The sequence below is a fragment of the Nonomuraea sp. ZG12 genome, assembly GCF_052068115.1.
In the GTDB taxonomy this organism is placed as follows: domain Bacteria; phylum Actinomycetota; class Actinomycetes; order Streptosporangiales; family Streptosporangiaceae; genus Nonomuraea.
In genome coordinates this window covers 155816-172262 of the sequence record NZ_JBQHCW010000003.1, presented here as the reverse complement: position 1 = coordinate 172262, position 16447 = coordinate 155816, and the positions used below count along the sequence as shown (strand labels likewise).

15 protein-coding genes and 1 pseudogene are annotated in these 16447 nt (G+C 69.7%); 13 read left to right on the top strand and 3 right to left on the bottom strand.

Annotated elements, in window-relative coordinates; translation table 11 throughout:
* Positions 1–77: 77 nt before the first annotated feature.
* Together ACTMTF_RS12615 and ACTMTF_RS12610 are read right to left on the bottom strand one after the other, a co-directional pair.
* Positions 78–1307, bottom strand: coding sequence for an NADH:flavin oxidoreductase/NADH oxidase family protein (locus ACTMTF_RS12615; RefSeq protein ID WP_441110758.1), 1230 nt, complete (start codon positions 1305–1307; stop codon positions 78–80).
* A 26-nt stretch (positions 1308–1333) separates the two neighbouring features.
* The gene (locus ACTMTF_RS12610) at positions 1334–2152 is read right to left on the bottom strand and encodes an SDR family NAD(P)-dependent oxidoreductase (protein WP_441110757.1); all 819 of its coding nucleotides are present in this window, start codon (positions 2150–2152) and stop codon (positions 1334–1336) included.
* A 205-nt stretch (positions 2153–2357) separates the two neighbouring features.
* Between ACTMTF_RS12610 and ACTMTF_RS12605 the strand changes: the two genes are divergently transcribed.
* The 3 genes from ACTMTF_RS12605 (at position 2358) to ACTMTF_RS12595 (ending at position 4575) form a co-directional block, all read left to right on the top strand.
* A complete protein-coding gene (locus tag ACTMTF_RS12605) occupies positions 2358–2735 on the top strand; it encodes a MarR family winged helix-turn-helix transcriptional regulator (protein ID WP_441110756.1) in 378 nt (125 codons plus the stop codon).
* Between the two features lie 302 nt (positions 2736–3037).
* A complete protein-coding gene (locus ACTMTF_RS12600) occupies positions 3038–3187 on the top strand; it encodes a putative leader peptide (RefSeq protein WP_441110755.1) in 150 nt (49 codons plus the stop codon).
* 95 nt (positions 3188–3282) lie between these two features.
* Positions 3283–4575: a dicarboxylate/amino acid:cation symporter gene (locus ACTMTF_RS12595; RefSeq protein WP_441110754.1), complete on the top strand. Its 1293-nt coding sequence runs from the start codon at positions 3283–3285 to the stop codon at positions 4573–4575.
* A 227-nt stretch (positions 4576–4802) separates the two neighbouring features.
* Here the strand turns inward: ACTMTF_RS12595 and ACTMTF_RS12590 are convergent, their stop codons facing one another.
* Positions 4803–5372 (bottom strand): TetR/AcrR family transcriptional regulator, encoded by a 570-nt coding sequence (locus tag ACTMTF_RS12590; RefSeq protein WP_441110753.1) that lies wholly within the window; start codon positions 5370–5372, stop codon positions 4803–4805.
* 76 nt (positions 5373–5448) lie between these two features.
* Between ACTMTF_RS12590 and ACTMTF_RS12585 the strand changes: the two genes are divergently transcribed.
* The 10 genes and pseudogenes from ACTMTF_RS12585 (at position 5449) to ACTMTF_RS12540 (ending at position 16437) form a co-directional block, all read left to right on the top strand.
* Positions 5449–6252, top strand: a complete 804-nt coding sequence (locus ACTMTF_RS12585; RefSeq protein ID WP_441110752.1) for an alpha/beta fold hydrolase — start codon at positions 5449–5451, stop codon at positions 6250–6252.
* Between the two features lie 10 nt (positions 6253–6262).
* The gene (locus ACTMTF_RS12580; protein ID WP_441110751.1) at positions 6263–7051 is read left to right on the top strand and encodes an MOSC domain-containing protein; all 789 of its coding nucleotides are present in this window, start codon (positions 6263–6265) and stop codon (positions 7049–7051) included.
* 138 nt (positions 7052–7189) lie between these two features.
* On the top strand, positions 7190–8506 hold the full coding sequence (locus ACTMTF_RS12575; RefSeq protein WP_441110750.1) for an ammonium transporter: 1317 nt from the start codon (positions 7190–7192) through the stop codon (positions 8504–8506).
* Positions 8503–8841, top strand: a complete 339-nt coding sequence (locus ACTMTF_RS12570; RefSeq protein WP_397010068.1) for a P-II family nitrogen regulator — start codon at positions 8503–8505, stop codon at positions 8839–8841. Before ACTMTF_RS12575 ends, ACTMTF_RS12570 begins: the two co-directional genes overlap by 4 nt.
* 16 nt (positions 8842–8857) lie before the next feature.
* Positions 8858–11089, top strand: a pseudogene (locus ACTMTF_RS12565) ([protein-PII] uridylyltransferase); the annotation flags it as partial.
* Between the two features lie 225 nt (positions 11090–11314).
* Positions 11315–14248, top strand: a complete 2934-nt coding sequence (locus tag ACTMTF_RS12560; RefSeq protein WP_441110749.1) for a sensor histidine kinase — start codon at positions 11315–11317, stop codon at positions 14246–14248.
* A gap of 22 nt (positions 14249–14270) precedes the next feature.
* Positions 14271–14693, top strand: coding sequence for a roadblock/LC7 domain-containing protein (locus ACTMTF_RS12555; RefSeq protein ID WP_397010064.1), 423 nt, complete (start codon positions 14271–14273; stop codon positions 14691–14693).
* Between the two features lie 26 nt (positions 14694–14719).
* The gene (locus ACTMTF_RS12550; protein WP_397010062.1) at positions 14720–15085 is read left to right on the top strand and encodes a DUF742 domain-containing protein; all 366 of its coding nucleotides are present in this window, start codon (positions 14720–14722) and stop codon (positions 15083–15085) included.
* A 28-nt stretch (positions 15086–15113) separates the two neighbouring features.
* Positions 15114–15644, top strand: a complete 531-nt coding sequence (locus ACTMTF_RS12545; protein ID WP_397010061.1) for a GTP-binding protein — start codon at positions 15114–15116, stop codon at positions 15642–15644.
* A gap of 61 nt (positions 15645–15705) precedes the next feature.
* Positions 15706–16437, top strand: a complete 732-nt coding sequence (locus ACTMTF_RS12540; protein WP_441110748.1) for a hypothetical protein — start codon at positions 15706–15708, stop codon at positions 16435–16437.
* The last annotated feature ends 10 nt before the right edge of the window (positions 16438–16447 follow it).

The following is a 16447-nucleotide window of genomic DNA, read 5'->3' as shown; positions in this document are numbered from 1 at the left end:
ATCGTCTACGACTCCGAGTTCACCACGACCTACGGGGAGACCGGCGAGATCGCCAGGCCGTAGGGAGTCGTCCTTCGTCAGCCGGTCGTGCGCCACTTCAGATAGCCGCGTCGCCGCCGGGCGCGGATGAGCCGGTCGAGGAGGAGCGCGATGGACGGCGGATAGGGGGTCCGGGCCGGCTTGCCCGCGCCGAGGCGGGCGAGCCGTCGCGACGTAGCGGCCTGGACGGCCGCGGCGGCGAAGGCTTTGTGCCGGATGCGGGTGCGGGGCGGGTGGGCCTGGGCGTCGGTCCCGGCAAGCCACCGCGCGGGCAGGTCGGGCGCGACGGCCAGCGCTGTGGCCATGCCGGCGACGGCAACGCCGGAGTCGATCACCTGCTGGGCGACCGCGCGTCGCCGGATTCCGCCGGTCAGCAGCAGCGGCAGTGGCGAGGAGGCGACGAGCCGCTCGGCGAGCTCCAGGAAGTACGCCTCTCGTGCCAGGGTGCGCCCGTCCGCGGGGAAGCCCGCGGTGACCAGGCTCTCGATGCTGCCGCCGGACAATTCGACCAGGTCAGCCCCGGCATCGGCGAGCATTTTGATCACGTCTCGCGCGTCGTCGGTGTCGAATCCACCGCGTTGGAAGTCCGCGGAGTTCAGCTTCACCGCGACCGCGAAACCCGTGCCGACGCGCCGGCGTACCGCGCCCACGACATCGAGCAGCATCCGGGCGCGGTTGGGCAGGCTGCCGCCCCAGCTGTCGGCACGCCGATTCACCAGCGGGGACAGGAACTGGGACAGCAGGTAGCCGTGTGCGGCGTGGATCTCGACCCCGTCGAACCCGCTCCGCTGCGCCAGCCGCGCCGTCACCGCGAAACGTGCCACCGTCTCGTCGATCTCCAGGGCGGTCATCGGCCGTGGTGTTGGATACATGCCGGAGAATCCGCCGAGGTCGATCGGGACCGCGGACGGGGCCCAGGTGATGTCGGCGAGGTCCTTCGGGATGACCCGCCCGGGGTGGTTGATCTGCATCCAGATCTGTCCGCCTGCCGACTGCCCGGCGGCCGCCCAGCGGCGAAACGGTTCGAGAGGCGTGTCCTGCTCCAGCACGACGTCTCCGGGGTGAGCGACCGCCCGGCGATCGATCATGACGTGCCCGCTGATCAGAAGCCCGGCACCGCCTGCGGCCAGCCGCCGATAGAGCGTGACGAGCTCGTCGCCAGGAAGCTGGCCAGTCGTGGCGAGCAGCTCCTCCATCGCGGCCTTCGCGATCCGGTTCTTCAGCGGGGCGCCGTTGCGCAGGTGCAGCGGCTCGTTCAGCGCGGTCATCCGCTCTCCCCTGACAGGTCCTGGTGTCATGACGTGGCCGGGTCGAGATCGCTGACGTCATGGAAGCCGGCCTTGCGGTTGAGGCCGCCGGTGACCCGGGCGACCGTGGTCCGGGGCAGCAGGCGCGCCGCCCAGGTCGCGGCGCGATTGAAGGTGCGACCGGGATAGGAGGCGGCCAGGCCGCGTGCGAAGTCGTCGAGCGTGTTGGCCGCGACGCTCTCCGGGGTGTCCGCCTTCGGGTCCATGGAGGCGGTCGTACGGCTGAAGAATCCGGTGTCGGTGGCCCCGGGATGTGCCGCCATCACGCGGAGGCCGGTGCCTCGGAGTTCCTCGGCGAGCGCCTCGGTGTACGAGAGCACGAACGCTTTGGTGGCGGCATAACTCGCCTGATAGGGCATGGGCTGGAAGGCGGCCGTGGAGGCGACGTTGATGATGCCGCCGCGACCGCGTTCGAGCATGTCGGCTCCCAGAAGGTGGACCAGGCCCATCAGCGCGGTGATGTTCACCTCGACCGACTGCAGATTGGGTTCGAGAGGGCGGCTCAGGAAGGGGCCGACCGATCCCAGCCCGGCATTGTTGACCAGGAGGTCCACGGCCAGGCCGAGACGCATGATCTCGTCGGCCACCGCCTGCGGGGAACGCCGATCCGAGAGGTCCGCGGCGATCACGTCCACCCTGACGTGGTGCGCGGCCTGGATCTGCTCGGCAAGGCCACGGAGCACATCGGCCGAGCGGGCGACGAGGACGAGGTTCGCACCTCGGCGGGCGAGCTCACGCGCGTACGCCTCGCCCAGTCCTTTCGAGGCCCCGGTGACCAGGGCTGTGGTGTTCGAGTAGGTGTGCATGGGCGATCGCTTCCTGTCGACCTCGGAACTGGCTTCGCGGGTGTCTCGGGCGGACGGGGCGCGGTGACGGCCCCGGCGAAGATCGCACGTTTACTTCGAGACTCGAATTAACGTAACACTTCGAGTCTCGAAGTACAAAGGTGAGGATGAGGCCATGACCCGAAGCGTCCTCGAAGCGGTAGTGATGGCGAATCACGAGATGTTCATGCTGACCAGCGACCGGATCGACGCCGTAGTGGCCGAACAGGGTCTGACGCAGGCGACCGCCCAGGCCCTCTGGATGATCGATCCGCACGAGGCGCCGCCGTCGATGAAGGCGATGGCCGATCGGCTGTTCTGCAATGCGCCCAACCTCAGCTTCGTCACCAACCAGCTCGTCGATCGGGGCTACGTCGAGCGGTCCGTCGATCCCGACGACCGCCGGTCACGCGTGCTGACCCTGACGGAGAGCGGGCGGCGCGCGCGGGCGACGGTGATCGCGGCGACGCTGGCGTTGAGCCCGTTCGCTCGGCTGAGTCCCGAAGAGCTCCTTCAGCTGATGAAACTTCTGGAGAAGGCACTCGAACCCGCGGGAGATCACTAGGCGGCGAGCGGGCCGGTTGTCGCTGTCGCGGCAGAAGGGAGCGCGAACAGTGCGCCTGTCGATCACGACATCCGCCCAGGTCATGCCTCTGTGGGAAGCCGGCTTCCGGTCGTGGTGGATTTACCTATTAAATAGGTAGGTCTTGACGGATTCTGGTCGGCTGTGTTGAGCTGGGATGCGCTGACGAACATCGGAAGGGCCTCGGCTCATGCCGGTGGAGCTTCTCGGAATCGGCGGGACCAACGGCGGCTCGGAGACCTGCGGATCCTGCCGGTCATAGAGCAATTTCGATCGGAAATGCAGTGAAATGTGACCTAGATCACTCGCGCAGTTGGAATTTCGCCCCTTTCATACGACTTAGTGACCATGTGAGGTTCACTGTCCTGTCTGTGTGGCTTGTTGAGCGGCTGCACATCGATCTCTGTCGTCTGACCGGCTCCGTCTGCCACTGATCGCGCTCCGGACGTAGCGCTCGATCCCTCGCCCCCTGACTCACTCCTCTTCGCATGCCCTCTGCCGGCATGCCGTTTTTCGGAGCCTTCTCACCGTGAAGAGATTCTCTTTCTCCCTGCAGTTGCTGCTGGGCCTGGTCGTGGGAGCCGCCCTCGGCTTCGCCGCCCGTATCTGGGACCTCGCCTGGCTGGCCACCACCCTCACCGAAGTCGGCGCGATCTTCGTCCAGCTGCTCAAGCTGGCAGTGGCGCCGCTGGTGTTCACCGCCGTTCTGGTCAGCGTCGCGAACCTTCGCAACGTCGACGGCGCGGCCAGACTGGCGGGCAAGACGCTGTTCTGGTTCCTCGCCACCGCGCTGATCGCCGTCATCGTCGGCATCGGCCTCGGCCTGATCATCAATCCCGGCCAGGGCGTCACCCTGAGCACAGCGGGCGCGAAGGCGCCCGAGAACGTCGGATCCTGGGTCGACTTCCTCACCGGCATCATCCCGACGAACATCGTCACGGCGTTCACCGAGCTCAATGTCCTCCAGATCGTCTTCCTGGGGATAGTCCTCGGCGCGGCGGCCCTCGCGCTGGGCGAGAAGGCCGAGCCGTTCGTCACCTTCAACCGCTCGATCCTCGAACTGGTCCAGAAGGCGCTGTGGTGGGTCATCCGCCTGGCCCCCATCGGGACCGCCGGCCTGATCGGCAAGTCGGTCGCCACGTACGGGTGGGACCTGCTCGCGCCGCTGGCCAAGTTCAGCCTCGGCGTCTACGTCGGCTGCTTCATCGTCCTGCTGGTCGTCTACCCGGCGCTGCTCTCGCTGGTCGGCAAGGTCAACCCGATCACGTTCTTCCGTAACGCATGGCCCGCGATCGAGCTGGCTTTCGTCTCCCGCTCCTCGGTCGGCACGCTGCCGCTGACGCAGAAGGTCACGATCGAGCGGCTGGGAGTCGACCGCGACTACGCCTCCTTCGCCGTGCCGTTCGGTGCGACCACCAAGATGGACGGCTGCGCCTCGATCTATCCGGCGCTGGCGGCGATCTTCGTGGCGCAGGTGTTCGACATTCCGCTGGGCGTCGGCGAGTACCTGCTCATCGCATTCGTCTCCGTGATCGGCTCGGCCGCGACGGCCGGTCTGACCGGCGCGATCGTCATGCTCACGCTGACGCTGAGCACGCTGGGCCTGCCGCTCGAGGGCGTCGGCCTGCTGCTGGCCATCGACCCGATCCTCGACATGATCCGCACCGCGACCAACGTCGCGGGACAGATGGTGGTGCCGGTCCTCGTCGCCCGCGGCGAGGGCCGTCTCGACGAGGCGGTGCTCAACGCGCCGCCGCAGCCGCTCGACGAGGCTCCGGTGGTGAGCGCGCCGCGCCCTTCCGGCGAACCAGCGATCGCCTGACCTGCGCACCCGAATGAGTGGACGGGGCGGCCCGCGAGGGGGCCGCCCCCAGGGCTCCGGCCCAGTCAGTTGATCATGTGAGGCCGCGTAGGGGCAGTGGGCGGGTGGCGTCTCGGGAGAGGTGTCGGATGGCCCGGTGTTGCGCCGGTCAGGCGCAGGGTGCCGATGGCGAGGTCGCGCGGGGCGGCCATGTTGCGGGTTCTGACGGCGTGCACCTCGGCGGCGTGTCAGTGCTGGCGGAGCAGGCGGGTGAGGAACTCCTCTACGGCTGCTTCGGCGGTGGTGTGGTCGCCGCCTCTGGCCACCAGCAGCGCGCTCTCGTTGACCGCGGCGAGCAGCATGTGGGCGTGCAGGTCGAGGTAGGCGTCGGGGACGGTGCCGGTGCGCCGTAGGGCCGACTTGAGCATGCCGAACGAATAGCGCTCCTCCAGGGCTCGCCACCGCTCCCACCCGATGACCGAGGGGGCGTCGATGAGGACGATGCGCTGGATCACCGGGTCGCCGGCGAGCCTGATCCAGGTGCGAATGCCCGTCTTGAGCGCTTCGGCCGGGTCGGTGATGTCCCGTACCGCGTCCATGAGCTTGACGCCGATGGCCGACTCCGTCGCCTCCAGCACCGCCTCGAACAGCGCGTCCTTGCCCGCGTAGTGGTGGTAGAGGGCGCCTCGGCTGAGCCCCGACTCATGCAGCACGGCCTCGATCGAGGTGCCGTCGTAGCCGTGCTCGGCGAACAGTCGCGTGGCGATGGCCAGGACCTTGTCGCGGGTCGCCGCGCCGCGTTCCGCCTTGAGGTTCATGGGACCACTGTAGACAAACCGACAGTCAGTCGGTAATTTCGTAGACCGACAGTCGGTTTGTAATCCAGGGGGCGCCATGAAGGACATCCATTACGTCGACACCGGCGAAGGTGACGTCGCCCTGTTCGTGCACGGTGTCGGCACCAGCTCCCACCTGTGGCGCAACGTCATCGCCGAGCTCCGCGACGAGCGCCGCTGCGTGGCCGTCGACCTGCCGCTGCACGGCGGCAGCGCGTCACGCGCTGATCTGTCGCTGCCCGCGATGGCCGCAGCGGTGGCCGAGCTCTGCGACGGCCTCGGCCTGGACCGGGTGGACCTGGTCGGCAACGACACGGGCGGCGCCATCGCGCAGATCTTCGCCGTCACCCATCCCGAGCGGCTGCGCAGCCTCACCCTCACCAACTGCGACGTGCACACCGAGCTGCCGCCCGAGACCTTCAGGCCCACCGTCGAGCTGGCCGCCCGCGGTGAGCTGGCGCCGATGGTGACGGCCCTGCTGGAGCAGCCCGAGCTGCTGGCAACCAGTGCGTACGGCCAGGGCTACGAGCGCATCGAGGACCCGGCCGCGCTGGTCGACGCGTACCTGCGGCCCATCTTCGCCAAGCCGGACGGCGCCCGGGACTTCGAGCGCCTGCTGACCTCGCTCGACGCCAAGGACCTGATCGCCATCGAGGCGCAGCTCACGGTGCTGACCGTGCCGGCGCTCGTGGTGTGGGGCACGGGCGACCCCTTCTTCGACCTCAGCTGGGCGCGCTGGCTGCGGGACACGCTCCCGGGCGTCAGGGAGATCGTCGAGATCGAGGACGGGCGGCTGTTCTTCCCCGACGAGCGGGCCGCCGAGCTCGTCCCCCATCTGCGCCGCTTCTGGAGCCGGCTTTAGGCTGCCCGATATGAGGATCGGACAGGTCGAGACGCTGCGTCGTTATCCGGTGAAGTCGATGCTGGGGGAGGAGGTGACGGCGAGCCTGGTGACCGAGCGCGGGCTGGCGGGCGACCGGGTCCGGGCCGTGCTCGACGTCGCGACAGGAAAGATCGCCAGTGCCAAGAACCCCCGGTTGTGGCGCGAACTGCTGGCGCTGCGCGGCGACGCGGTGCCCGGCGACGAGGAGCTGTCGAAGCTGCTGGGTCGCGACGTGCGGCTGGTGGACGTGCCGCCCGAGGGGGCCACGCTGGAGCGGTCGGTGCCCGACGAGGTGCTCGACCAGGGGGTCGAGGCCGAGGTGGCGTTCACGGCCAGCGGGCTCGGCGGGGCGGCTCCGGAGGGCACCTTCTTCGACTTCGCGCCCGTACACCTGATCACCACCTCGACGCTGGACAGGATCGGCGAGCTCGGCGCGCGCGGCACCATGGAGGCCGTCCGTTACCGGCCGAACCTGGTGATCGCGACGGAGGCCGACGCCTTCGCCGAGAACGGCTGGGTGGGCGGCGAGCTGGAGATCGGCGACGAGCTGGTCCTCGGCGTGATCGCGCCCACCCCGCGCTGCGCCGTGCCGACGCTGGCGCACGGGGAGCTGCCCCGCGACGCCGGCGCGCTGCGCACGGTGGCCCGGCACAACCGCGTGGACGTGCTCGGCACCGGTCCGCAGCCGTGCGCGGGGGCGTACGCGCGGGTGCTGCGGCCCGGCACGATCGCGCGGGGCGACGAAGTACGGCTGATCCACGGCCTCAAACGCTCCTAATGCGGCCGGTGAGCCGACCGAAACTTCGGTGAAACACCGGCGCGGCGAGATTCACGTACGTGAAACACACCAGGTCGAGCCACGAAACGGAGGGCGAACACGCTGTGGCGACACGTCACAGTTAAGGAGGGTCGCGTCGTGAAGATCGATAGCGGCACCACGGCCTGGATGCTCGCGGCCACAGCGCTGGTGCTGTTGATGACTCCGGGCCTCGCGCTTTTCTACGGCGGTATGACCAGGGCCAAAAGTGTCCTGAACATGATGATGATGTCGTTCGGCGCCATCATCACCGTCACCGTCGCCTGGGTGCTGTTCGGGCACTCCCTCGCGTTCACCGACAACCCCAGCTCGGCCATCAACAACTTCGTCGGCGGCTTCGACGCGCTCGGGCTGCAGAGCCTGGTCGACCTTCCCACCAAGGACGACGGCACGGGCATGCCCAGCCTCGTCTTCTCCGCGTTCCAGCTGACCTTCGCCATCATCACCGTCGCCCTGATCAGCGGCGCGATCGCGGACCGTGCCAAGTTCGGCGCCTGGATGGTCTTCAGCGTCATCTGGGCGACGATCGTCTACTTCCCGGTCGCCCACTGGGTGTGGGGCACCGGCTGGCTCAACACCATGGGCATCGAGGACTTCGCCGGCGGCACGGTCGTGCACATCAACGCCGGAGCCGCGGCCCTGGCCCTGGTCCTGGTCATCGGCAAGCGCAGGGGCTGGCGCAAGGAGCCGATGCGGCCGCACAACCTGCCGCTGGTCCTGCTCGGCGCCGGCCTGCTGTGGTTCGGCTGGTTCGGCTTCAACGCGGGCTCCGAGCTCGCCGTGGACGCCACGGCCGGCCTGGCCTTCATGAACACCCAGATCGCCGCCGCCGTCGCGGCCGGCGCCTGGCTCGTGGTCGAGAAGCTGCGTGACGGCCACGCCAGCAGTCTCGGCGTCGCCTCCGGCGCGGTCGCCGGTCTGGTGGCCATCACCCCGGCCTGTGGTTTCGTCGACCCCTGGGCGGCCATGGTCATCGGTCTCCTGGCCGGCTCGATCTGCGCCTGGGCCGTCGGGCTGAAGTACAAGCTCAACTACGACGACTCGCTCGACGTGGTCGGCGTGCACATGGTCGGCGGCGTCGTCGGCGCCGTGTCCCTCGGCTTCTTCGCCGCCTACCCCTTCCTGGACCAGCAGAGCGAGGGCCTGTTCTACGGCGGCGGCTTCGGCCAGCTCGGCCTGCAGATCCTCGGCCCGGTCGCGGTCGGCGGCTACTCCTTCATCGTCACCTACGTCCTCGGTAAGATCATCGACAAGACGATGGGCTTCCGGATCAAGGAAGAGGACGAGGTCACCGGCATCGACATCACCACCCACGCGGAGACCGGCTACGACCTCGGCTCGGTCCACGCCTCGGGTGTCTCCTCCCCCAACGGCCCTGTCACCTCGGTTCCGGCACCGAAGAAGGTGGAAGCATGAGGCTCATCACAGCCGTCATCAAGCCCTTCAAGCTCGATGACGTCAAGGCCGCCCTTGAGCAGTTCGGCATCAAGGGCATGACGGTCAGCGAGGCGAGCGGCTACGGCCGTCAGCGCGGCCACACCGAGGTCTACCGCGGCGCCGAGTACCAGGTGGACCTCGTCCCCAAGGTCCGGCTGGAGGTCCTCATCGAGGAGGACGACGCCGAGGACGTGATCGACGTCATCGTCAAGGCGGCCCAGACCGGCAAGATCGGCGACGGCAAGGTGTGGTCCGTCCCGGTCGAGAGCGTCATCCGGGTGCGCACAGGGGAGCGCGGGCCAGAGGCCCTGTGACCAGGCGAATCGGGGGGATCAGGTGAGGGGCGAGGCACGCTCGTTCTCCGCGGCTCGCAAGGAGCGGGCCGCGGACACCGATCGGTGGCTGAAGGACCTGTTCCGCACGGCCAGCGACGGGGAGCACGTCTCCCTGGTGGCGGTGGGCAGCTTGGGGCGCGGCGAGCTGGCTCCGGGCAGCGACCTCGACCTGGTCCTGCTCCACAACGGCCGGGCCGACGTCGCCAGGATCGCCGACCGGATCTGGTATCCCATCTGGGACTCCGCCGTCGGCCTCGACCATTCGGTACGCACCGTGGACGAGGCCGTGACCGTCGCCAGGCAGGATCTCAAGGCGGTGCTGGGGCTGATCCAGGCCCGGCACGTCGCCGGAGATCCGGAGCTCACGAGGAAGGCCAGGGAGTCGGTGCTCGCCGAGTGGCGGGCCGACTCCAGGCGCAGGCTGAGCGAGCTGCGTGACGCCGCCGACAAGCGGGCGCAGGTCAGCGGCGAGCTGGCCTTCCTCCTCGAACCCGACCTCAAGGACGGCCGCGGCGGGCTGCGCGACGTCCAGGCGATGCAGGCCGTGGCAGCGGCCTGGGTGGCCTCCGCGCCCGGCCCCCGGCCGCGTGAGGCCTACGAGTTCATCCTCGACGTCAGGCACGCCCTGCACGTCGTCACCGCGCGCGGCGCGGACAAACTGGTGCTTCAGGAGCAGGACGCCGTGGCGGGAGTGCTCGGCCTGCTCGACGCCGAGGCGCTCATGCGCAGGCTCGCCGAGGCGGGCCGGACCATCTCCCACGCCTTCGACGGCACCTGGCGTTCGGTTGACCGGCTGGTGTCAGGACCGGCCCCGCGCGGGCGGCGCCCGCTGGCCGACGGCGTGGTCGAGCACGGTGGCGAGGTGGTGCTCGCCAGGGGGGTCACGCCGCGTACGGACCCGGTGCTGGTGTTGCGCGCCGCCGCCGCGGCGGCCGAGTCCGGGCTGCCGCTGGCCCCCGCGACCGTGTCCGTTCTCGCAGCTCAGTCGGCTCCGATGCCGGTTCCGTGGCCCGAGGAGGCCCGCGGCGCGCTGGTGGCGATCCTCGGCGCCGGCCGTGCGGCCGTGCCCGTCTGGGAGGAGCTCGACCAGGCGGGCATCCTTGTCAAACTCCTTCCTGACTGGGAGCGCGTACGGCATCGCCCGCAACGCCACCCGATCCACCGCTTCACCGTCGACCGGCACCTGATCGAGGCCGCCGCGAACGCCGCCAGCCACACCCGCGACGTCTCGCGCCCCGACCTGCTGCTGATCTCGGCGCTCTTCCACGACATCGGCAAGGGCTGGCCGGGCGACCACTCGGTCACCGGCGAGGTCGTGGTCCGCGACATCGGCGTCCGCCTCGGCCTGCCGGCACAGGACGTGGAGACCCTCGCCACCGTCGTCCGCCACCACCTGCTGCTGCCCGAGACCGCCACCCGCAGGGATCTGGACGACCCCGTCACGATCGAGAAGGTCGCCGCCACGGTCGGCTCCCGCGAGGTGCTGGAGCTGCTGGCCGCGCTGGCCGTCGCCGACGGCACCGCCACCGGGACCGCCGCCTGGAACTCGTGGAAGGCCGGGCTCGTCGCCGACCTGGTGCGCCGCGTGCGCTCGGTGCTGTCCGGCTCGCCGCCGCCCAAGGCGCCCGTCCTGTCGGCGGAGCAGGCCGCGCTGGCCCGCCACGGGGGCGGCGCCATCCGCGTCAACGGGGGCGCCGTCACGGTGGTGGCCCCCGACCGGGCCGGGCTGCTGTGGAGCGCCGCCGGGGTGCTGGCCGCGCATCGCATGGTGGTCCGCTCGGCCTCGGCCGCGTCCGCGGGCTCCACCGCCATGATCGAGTTTTCCGTCACCCCCGAGTACGGCTCCCCGCCGGACCCCGCCACCTTGGAGGCGGATCTCCGTCTCGTCCTTGCTGGACGCCTTGACATCGAGCAGCGGCTCGCACGCCGTACACGATCTATGAGACCCGCCCGGGTACCCGTCGCTCCACCCCGGGTGACGTTGGTGGATGACGCTTCCGCCACCGCCACCGTGGTGGAAGTCAGGGCCCATGACAGGCCAGGCCTGTTGTGGCGTATCGGTCGTGCCTTCGGGGAGTGCGGTCTTGACGTGAGAGCCGCCCGCGTAGAGACTCTCGGCGCGGAGGCGGTGGACGTGTTCTACGTGCTTGACCGCGCCGGACGCCCCCTCAGCGACGAGGCGCAGCGCAATCAGGTCCGCGACGCCGTGCTCGCAGCACTGCGATAACCGAGAGCACACGGCTGACGGTCACATTCGTAACGATTGTGCCCGATTTGGACTGTTTAGTCGGATGCTGCGGATACCTTGTGGACGGCCTGACGACCCGTGCGTGAGCGGGATGATTGAGGGGTAGCGGGAGTTGTGACTACGGGGAGCTCCGACAGCGGCTTCGCCTCCGCCAAAGACCGCGGACGGCGGTTACTGCCACAGCTGGCGCTGCGTAACTGGCGCGTGAGATGGCGTCTCACGGCGCTCGTCCTGGTTCCCACCATCGCCGGTGTCGTGCTCGGGGGAGCGCGCGTGGTGGGATCGGTCCAGAGCATCAACGACTACGACCGCACGGCCGTCGCCGCCGAGCAGGCGACCCACATCCGGGACCTCGTGCAGGCGCTGGGCCTGGAGCGTGACACCGGCGGCTGGTCCGACGCCGCCAGGAGCCTGCGCAAGCGGCTCGCCGAGCCCTACGCCGCGCGCAAGGCCGACGTCGACCGCCTGGTCAAGACCGTGCGCAGCGACCTGTCCTCGATGGACGAGTCCTACGGTGACCGCGTCCTGCGCGTCGTCCAGCGGGCCCACACCGACCTCAACTCGCTGCCCAGGACCAGAGCCGAGGGCCAGCGCGACACCACCCGTTACGACACGCTGCTCGACACCCTGCTCCGGCTGCACGAGGAGCTGAGCCTGCTCAGCGACGACTCCCAGATCGTCGGCCATTTCCGCGCGCTGAACGCGCTGGCCCGCGCCAAGGAGCAGGTCTCCCGCCAGCGGGTCCAGCTGCTGCGGGGCCACTACAACTCCGCCAGCGTGGACGCCAAGGAGATCGAGCGGTTCATCGCCTCCAACGCGGCCCAGCGCAGCGAGATCGCCACCGTCGCCCAGGAGGCGGGCGCCGAGGTCGGCATGGACCTGCAGAAGGCCCTGACCATCCCCGAGTACTACAACACCGAGCTGACCAAGTCCCGCGCGATCACGCTGGCCAGCGGCAAGGCCCCCGGCGTCCGGATCAGGTCCAACCTGCTCGCCCAGACCACGCGCGAGAAGTCCGCCCCCGACCAGTGGTTCGACGAGAACGCCACCACCATCGACGCCTTGGGCGGAATCGAGACCAAGCTCAGCGAGCGGGTGGCCCTGCGCAGCCAGGAACTACGTGACGCGGAGATCCGCAACGCGATCATCGCCGCGGCCCTGATCGTCGGCCTGCTGCTGCTCGTGCTGCTGCTCACCATCGCCATCGCCCGGTCGATGGTCACGCCGCTGCGCCGCCTGCGCACCGAGGCGCTGGAGATCGCCGGCTTCCGGCTGCCGGACGTGGTGCGCAAACTGCGCGTCTCCGGCGACGCCGCGCCCGAGGTACGGCCGATCGCGATCGACGGCGACGACGAGATCGGCGAGGTCGCCAAGGCCTTCGACCAGGTCCACCGCCAGGCCGTACGGCTCGCGGGCGAGGAGGCCGAGCTCCGGGGCAACATCAGCGCCATGTTCGTCAACCTCTCGCGCCGCACCCAGACGCTGGTCGAGCGTCAGATCTCGCTCATCGACGGCCTGGAGAAGGGCGAGCAGGACGGCGGCAGGCTGTCCGACCTGTTCAAGCTCGACCACCTGGCCACCCGCATGCGGCGCAACTCCGAGAACCTCCTGGTCCTCGCCGGGCACGAGCCCACCCGCAGGCGCAGCCAGCCGGCCAAGCTGGTCGACGTGGTGCGCGCCGCGCTCTCGGAGGTCGAGGGGTACGAGCGCGTCCAGGTCAAGGTGCACCGGGCCACCTCCGTGCTCGGCAGCGCCGCCAACGACCTGGTCCACCTCGTGGCCGAGCTGGTCGAGAACGCCATCCAGTTCTCGCCGAAGAACTCGCAGGTCGTGGTCTCCAGCAGCCTCATCGAAGGCGGCGGCGCCCTGCTGTCGGTGACCGACGCCGGCATCAGCATGACCCCGGAGGAACTGGCCGAGGCCAACCGCCGTCTCGCCGAGCCGCCCGTCGTGGACGTGTCGGTGTCGCGCCGGATGGGCCTGTTCGTGGTCGGCCGGCTGGCGCTGCGCCACGGCATCCGGGTCCAGCTCCGCAAGGGTGACGGCGACGGGCTGATCGCCATGGTGCTGCTGCCGCCGGCCCTCGTCCAGGACGCCAACCAGCCGCCGCTGCCGCAGCGTTCCGGTTTCGGCGGAGCAGGCGCGCCGGTCCCGCAGCGGCCCGCCGCGCCGGTGCAGAACGGCTACCACTCCTACGGCTCCTTCGACTCCTTCGACCACGGCGCCGGCACCGCCCGCCCCTTCACCGCCGACACCGACGGGGGCGCCTTCCGGCCGCACTCCTTCGACACCGGCAACGACACCGGCGCCTTCAGGCCGCAGCCGCCCAGCACCGGCAACGGCGCTTTCAGGCCGCAGTCGTACGACTCCGGCGTCTTCCCGTCGTACCCGAGCCCGACCTCGCCGCCCCAGGGCCCACCGGCACAGGGCCTGCCACCACAGGGCCTGCCACCACAGGGCACGCCGTCGCAGCAGCCCCCGCCTCAGCAGCCCCCGTCGCAGGAGCTTCCGTCGCGTGGCGGCCCGTCGCAGAGCACTCCGCCGCCTTCCTACCCGTCGTCGGACTCGTTCCCCTCGGATCCGTTCCCGTCCGGGCCCGAGCGGATCGGTTCCTTCCCGTCGTATCCGAGCACGGACAGCTCGTACCCCACGCCGCAGCCGAGGTACGACACCAACGACATGCGCAAGCAGGATCAGCCGCCGCCCTCGGTGGAGGTCTCGTCGATGGAGGCCGAGCAGGAGGAGTTCCTGCCGATCTTCGCCTCGGTGGAGTCCGCCTGGTTCCGCAAGCCCCCGGACGATATAGCACCGGAACCGAACCGGAATGAGCAAACCCCCGCGCAACCCGTACCCTCTGTGGAGGAAACGTGGCGAACCGCCGCGGACGCCGGATGGCGTGCGGCGGCAGCCGCTAGCGATCCGAGCCTCGGCGGCGTCACCGCTGCCGGACTCCCGAAGCGAACGCCCAAGGCCAACCTCGTTCCGGGGACGGTCGGCCGATCGGAGCAGCAGCCGCAACAGCGGCAGGCTCCGGCGCCGCCGGTCTCCGCGACCCGGGTGCGCAGCCGGATGGCGAGCTATCAGCAAGGAGTGCGGCGGGGTCGTGCTGAAGTACGTGAACAGGAGGAACGAGAGTGAGTAAGCGTCCTAGGGAGGGCGAGTGACGACCCTCAGCCATGAGGCACATCGGTTTGACTGGCTGATCACCGACTTCGTGCGGAACACGCCCGGAGTCGCGCACGCGGTCGTCGTCTCAGCGGACGGGCTGTGCCTGGCCACCTCCGAGGGCTTCCCACCGGACAGGGCCGACCAGCTCGCCGCGGTTTCCGCGGGCCTGCTGAGCCTGACCGTGGGCGCTTCCCGGGTGTTCGAGGGTGGCGCGGTGTCGCAGACCGTGGTGGAGATGCAGCGTGGGCTGCTTCTGGTCATGGCGATCAGCGACGGCTCGGTGCTGACGGTGCTGGCCGGGCCGGACTGCGACATGGGTTTGGTGGCGTACCAGATGACGCTGCTCGTCGACCGGGCGGGCCAAGCCCTGACGCCCGCCCTGCGTGCGGAACTGCAGGCAGCCAGGGTGCGGTGACGCGATGCAGATGATGGGACAGGGCCGTGTACGGCAGTAGCGGGGCCGGGGACGACGACGAGCCCCTGTTCCGTCCTTACGCGGTGACCGGCGGCCGTTCCGAGCCGCGCTACCACCTGGCGATGGAGACGCTGATCTCGTCCATGTCCATACCGGACGACGAGATGGCCCTGCTCACTCCCGAGCAGGATGCGATCATGCAACTCTGCCGCTCGATCCGGTCGGTCGCCGAGATCTCGGCCCTGCTCCGTGTCCCGCTGGGCGTGGCTCGCGTGCTGGTGGCGGACATGTCGGACGAAGGGCTCGTTCGCCTGCACGCGCCACGCCTCGACCAGGGACAGCCAGACCTCAATATGCTCGAAAGGGTGCTCAGTGGACTTCGCAGGCTCTAGCCCCGGGCTTACCTCGACGAAAATCGTCGTGGCCGGCGGGTTCGGCGTCGGCAAGACGACGTTCGTGAAGGCGGTGTCCGAGATTCTCCCGCTCACCACGGAAGCGGTGATGACCGACGCGTCCGCGGGCATCGACGATCTCGGTTTGACTCCGAACAAGCAGACGACCACCGTGGCGATGGACTTCGGCCGGCTCTCACTGGATCGCGACCTGATCCTCTACCTGTTCGGCACGCCCGGGCAGCACCGGTTCTGGTTCATGTGGGATGACCTGGTACGCGGCGCCATCGGGGCCGTGGTGCTGCTCGACACCAGGCGGCTGGCGGACAGCTTCCCGGCGATCGACTACTTCGAAGAGGCGAAGCTGCCGTTCCTGGTGGGCATCAACGGCTGGGACGGGCAGTTCCAGCACACCGACGAGGAAGTGCGGGAGGCGCTGGCGCTCGGCGGCCACGTGCCGATCGTACGGACGGACGCGCGGAGCCGGGAGTCGGTCAAGTCGACGCTGATCTCGCTCGTCGAGCACGTCGTCCGTCTGCGTGCTGCGCCGGTCAGATAGCAGAAAAGCCTTATATCCGGCATGATCACACTACGCTTTCCTTGATAGAAGGGCGTGGATCGTGTGGATCGCAGTGGCGGGGGCGGTGGCCGTCATCGGCGTGATCGTGTGGTCGTTCCGGCGTAACACGCGTGGAGCTGACGAACCCGGGGGCCGGCCCGGCTGGGACTGGGAGTCCCGGCTGGGCGAGGACGCCCGGGTGGCGTTCATGGAGGGCGTGCGGGCCTGCCACGACCAGGTGGGCCCGCTCAGCCTGGACGAGGAGCGGGGGCTGCTCAGGATCGTCGATCCGCCCCGGCTCATCTCCCTCTACCTGCTCGCCGACCGGTTCACCGGGCGCGGGCAGGACGGGCTGCACGACCCGCAGGGGACGGTACGCGAACTGGTCGCTCAGTGCGTCGCCACCGAGCAGCCCGGCGTGCTGCACCTGCGCGCCGACTGGCTGAGCGGCGAGGTCGACGGGATGGACAGGTCCGGCTTCACGGCCGCCGTGCGCGAGATCGTCCGCCCGGACGGCGCGTCGTCGTCGGGGGACGAGAGCGTCGGCTGCCTGGAGGTCACGCTGCCCGGCTCGCCGGACGAGTACGCCAACACGGCGCTGCTCGATCTGGGCCGGGTCGTGGAGCTCTACGAGAAGGCGCGTGCCGAACGGCCTGCCATGCCGGCCGGGGCGCTGCTGCGGGACGTGGTGTTCGGCCTGATCAACGAGGCGGGGCCGGGGCTGACGTGGGCCAGGCCACCCACCGAGCGGCACCGCACGGCCCTGCTCGCCGCCAGCCGCCCCGCGACCTGACCGGCACACC

Excerpts from the sequence above, each read along its gene's own strand:
- ACTMTF_RS12615 (WP_441110758.1), bottom strand. The coding sequence starts at position 1,307 with ATGACCGCGCTGAACGAGCCGCTGCACCTGCGCAACGGCGCCCCGCTG.
- ACTMTF_RS12610 (WP_441110757.1), bottom strand. The coding sequence starts at position 2,152 with ATGCACACCTACTCGAACACCACAGCCCTGGTCACCGGGGCCTCGAAA.
- ACTMTF_RS12580 (WP_441110751.1), top strand. The coding sequence starts at position 6,263 with ATGAGGATCGGACAGGTCGAGACGCTGCGTCGTTATCCGGTGAAGTCG.
- ACTMTF_RS12605 (WP_441110756.1), top strand. The coding sequence starts at position 2,358 with ATGCTGACCAGCGACCGGATCGACGCCGTAGTGGCCGAACAGGGTCTG.
- ACTMTF_RS12585 (WP_441110752.1), top strand. The coding sequence starts at position 5,449 with ATGAAGGACATCCATTACGTCGACACCGGCGAAGGTGACGTCGCCCTG.
- ACTMTF_RS12590 (WP_441110753.1), bottom strand. The coding sequence starts at position 5,372 with ATGAACCTCAAGGCGGAACGCGGCGCGGCGACCCGCGACAAGGTCCTG.
- ACTMTF_RS12570 (WP_397010068.1), top strand. The coding sequence starts at position 8,503 with ATGAGGCTCATCACAGCCGTCATCAAGCCCTTCAAGCTCGATGACGTC.